At 43.0% G+C, this 4,151-nt stretch carries 1 protein-coding gene and 1 pseudogene; both read left to right on the plus strand.

What is annotated here, in order from left to right; translation table 11 throughout:
• Positions 1–88 precede the first annotated feature (88 nt).
• On the plus strand, positions 89–2,584 hold the full coding sequence (locus tag AB3112_RS08940) for an ATP-dependent Clp protease ATP-binding subunit (RefSeq protein WP_057911007.1): 2,496 nt from the start codon (positions 89–91) through the stop codon (positions 2,582–2,584).
• 242 nt (positions 2,585–2,826) lie between these two features.
• Positions 2,827–4,151: pseudogene (locus tag AB3112_RS08945) on the plus strand (DNA-directed RNA polymerase subunit beta); the annotation flags it as partial.

Below are 4,151 nucleotides of genomic sequence, written 5' to 3' on the forward strand. Positions count from 1 at the left end.
CAGCGATCTAACGGATATTTTACGCGCCAACATTATGGTATCCATTTTGAATCGACTGCGATATGAACGATAGAAAGCGAGGGTATCTATGAATAATTTATTTACGCCAAGTGCTAAGAACGTTTTGACCATTGCTCAGGAACAAGCCAAGAAATTTAAACATCAGGCAATTGGAACTGAACACCTGTTGTTAGGATTGTTGATCGAAACAAATGGAATTGCTTATAAAGCCCTTCAACAGTTCTCAGTGACTGCAGAAGATGTAACTGAAGAAGTAGAGCGCTTTGCCGGCTACGGTAACCTCAAGGATCTTAGTAGCAACGATTATTTGCCATACTCTCCTAAAGCCAAAGAAGTTTTAGCTCAAGCTGGCGAATTTGCCAAGAAAAATGGTGTCCCAAAAGTTGGTACAGAGCATATTTTGCTTTCATTACTGACAGACGAGACAATTTTGTCATCCCGAATTTTAATTAATTTGGGACTGGACCTTTCACAAATTAGAAAAGTAACTTTACGAAAAATGGGTATCAGCGGTGGCTCCATGGCCTCAAACATGGCTTCCAAACAGCGTGGCCGTCAACAAAAGCCTGCCGACTCAAAGACACCAACCATCGATTCACTGGCCCGTGACCTCACGGAAATGGCCCGACAAGATCGGCTCGACCCAACAGTTGGCCGAGACCTTGAAGTAAAGCGGGTTGTCCAAATTTTGGCCCGCCGGACTAAGAACAATCCGGTCTTAATCGGTGAACCCGGGGTTGGTAAAACGGCGATCGCTGAAGGATTGGCAGAACGAATTGTCAACGGCGACGTTCCTGGTGATATGGCCAAAAAGCGTTTAATGATGCTTGATATGGGCTCATTGGTTGCCGGAACCAAATACCGTGGTGAATTTGAAGATCGCTTGAAAAAAGTGATTGATGAAATTTATCAAGATGGCAATATCATTCTCTTCATTGATGAACTGCATACTTTGATTGGCGCCGGTGGTGCTGAAGGCGCGATTGATGCCTCCAACATTTTGAAGCCTGCTTTGGCCCGTGGCGAACTGCAATTAATCGGGGCAACCACACTCGACGAATACCAAAAGTACATTGAATCTGATGCCGCCTTGGAACGTCGATTTGCCAAGGTTATGGTTGATGAACCAACGACTGATGAAACCGTTGAGATTCTTAAAGGACTGCGGCCAAAGTACGAGCAACACCATCACGTTGAAATTACTGATGAAGCAATTGACGCGGCCGTGAACCTGTCCAACCGATACATTAGTGACAGATTTTTACCCGACAAAGCCATTGATTTAATGGATGAAGCAGCGGCCAAAGTCCGAATTGATCACTTACAAAATTCCGATGTCGCTGATGACCATAAAAAGTTGTCTGATTTATTGTCACAGTTAAATGAAGCACTGGTTGCCCAAGATTACGAAAAAGCAGCCACACTTCGAAAACAAACCAATAAACTTCAAGATGAATTAGCCAGTGACGACGATGCTGACGATGATACCAATGAAGAAGCTCATTACCCAGTCAAGGAAACAGCTCAAGACATTGCTGAAATTGTCGGCGAGTGGACTGGGATTCCGGTGACGCGTTTAAGCAGTACCGAAGCTGATCGTTTGGTTAACTTGGAAGAAGTTCTTCACAAACGAGTTGTCGGCCAAGAAGAGGCAATTTCTGCCGTATCGCGTTCAATTCGACGAGCTCGAAGCGGCTTGAAAGATCCGAACCGACCAATTGGTTCGTTCATGTTCCTCGGCCCAACTGGTGTTGGTAAGACTGAACTTGCCAAAGCCGTTGCCGAAGCAGTCTTTGGCTCAGAAGAAGACATCATTCGAGTGGACATGAGTGAATTTATGGAGAAGTACTCAACCAGTCGATTAATTGGTTCAGCACCTGGATACGTCGGTTACGATGAAGGTGGCCAGTTAACTGAAAAGGTTCGTCAAAAGCCATACTCGGTTGTCTTATTTGATGAGGTTGAAAAGGCCCATCCAGACGTCTTTAACCTGTTGCTTCAAGTTCTTGATGATGGTTACTTAACGGATGCCAAGGGTCGAAAGATTGACTTCCGAAACACCGTTATTATCATGACTTCCAACTTGGGGGCAACAACGCTTCGAGACAAGAAGACAGTCGGCTTTGGTCAAGAAGATGCCAAGGAAGGCTACGCTGCCATGAAGGACACGATCCAAGCTGCCCTTAAACAACGATTCCGTCCTGAATTCTTGAACCGAATTGATGAAGTGGTTGTCTTCCACTCATTGACGAAGGCAGAACTTGATCAAATTGTTTACCTGATGGCTAAGCCGGTTATCAAGCGAATTCATGACCAAGGAATCGACATTAAGATTACCAAGACTGCCATTGGGATTATTTCCAAACGCGGATTTGATCCTGAATACGGCGCTCGTCCAATTCGGCGGGCAATTCAAACTGAATTGGAAGATAATTTAAGTGCCAAGTTATTATCCAAAGAAATTGTGCCTGGTGATTCAGTCACAGTTGGTGGACGAAACAATCAAATTACGATTTCAGTTAAAAAACCTGAAACCAAAACACTGGTTAAAGATAAAAAATAATTGCGATTCGTCACGCACTAGTCAAAAGGGTTGACTTTAAGTTAATAAATTGTTATTCTTTTAACTGTATTTGTTGTGAATCGAAATGGTCAACGCGATCTATTGTCCGGGTTGGCCTGCATAAAAAACCAAAAGCAAGATGATCTTGTTTTTGGATTTTTTTTGCCCTGAACCCGGATAAATGTGCCCAAAAGCGCATTTGTAATCAAACTGTAACATTTCGATTCCGGAATTTTGGAGAGGTGAAAAACTTGGCAGGACATTTAGTTAAATATGGAAAACACCGTACCCGACGAAGTTATGCACGAATTAAAGAAGTGCTTGATTTACCGAACCTGATTGAAATCCAGACTAATTCTTACAACTGGTTTTTACATGAGGGACTTAAAGAAACCTTCGACGGCATTATGCCAATCGACGATTTCCAGGGCAAGCTTTCTTTAGAATTTGTTGATTATCAATTGTTAACACCAAAGTACACTGTCGACGAGGCACGTGAACACGAGGCGAATTATTCGGCGCCGCTTCACATTAAGCTGAAATTAACCAATCACGAGACTGGCGAAATCAAGACTCAAGATGTATTCTTTGGCGATTTTCCATTAATGACTGATCAAGGGACATTCATTATTAATGGTGCTGAACGGGTTATTGTTTCACAATTGGTTCGTTCACCCGGCGTTTATTACCACGCAGACAAAGATAAGAATGGCCGTGATTCATTCGGTACAACTGTGATTCCTAACAGAGGTGCCTGGCTTGAATTTGAAACCGACGCAAAAAATATTGCGTATGTTCGAATTGATCGAACTAGAAAAATTCCTTTAACCGAATTGATTCGTGCCCTCGGATTTGGCAGTGATTCTGAAATCATTGACATCTTGGGCGACAACGACAGTTTGGGTCTGACCTTGGAAAAGGATGTTCATAAGGATACCGATGATTCTCGTGTTGAAGAGTCATTAAAAGATATTTATGAGCGACTACGTCCAGGTGAGCCTAAGACTGCTGATTCATCAAGAAGCTTGTTAACTGCACGCTTCTTTGATCCAAAGCGTTATGACATGGCACCGGTTGGCCGTTATAAGACCAATAAAAAGCTAAGTTTGAAGAACCGTTTATTAGGGTTGACGTTAGCTGAGACTTTAGCTGATCCTGATACGGGTGAAGTCATTGCACAAAAGGGCACGGTTGTGTCTAAAGATGTGATGAAAGATCTCGCACCTTACCTTGATAACGATGATTTTAAAGCTTATACCTTTAACCCATCAGATGAAGCTGTTGTGACGAAGCCAATGACCGTTCAAATCGTGAAGGTTCAATCCGTTAACGATCCTGATCGGGTTGTTCCCATCATTGGAAACAACAATATTCCATTGAGCTTCAAACACATTACACCTGCTGACGTGATTGCTTCGATGAACTACTTCTTTAACCTTCAAGAAGGCATTGGTTCAATCGATGATATCGATCACTTGGGTAACCGTCGAATTCGTTCAGTTGGTGAATTGCTGCAGAACCAATTCCGAATTGGTTTATCACGGATGGAACGAGTTGTTCGTGAAAG

The organism is Lentilactobacillus sp. (genome assembly GCF_040773105.1).
GTDB classification, from domain to species: Bacteria; Bacillota; Bacilli; order Lactobacillales; family Lactobacillaceae; genus Lentilactobacillus; species Lentilactobacillus parabuchneri.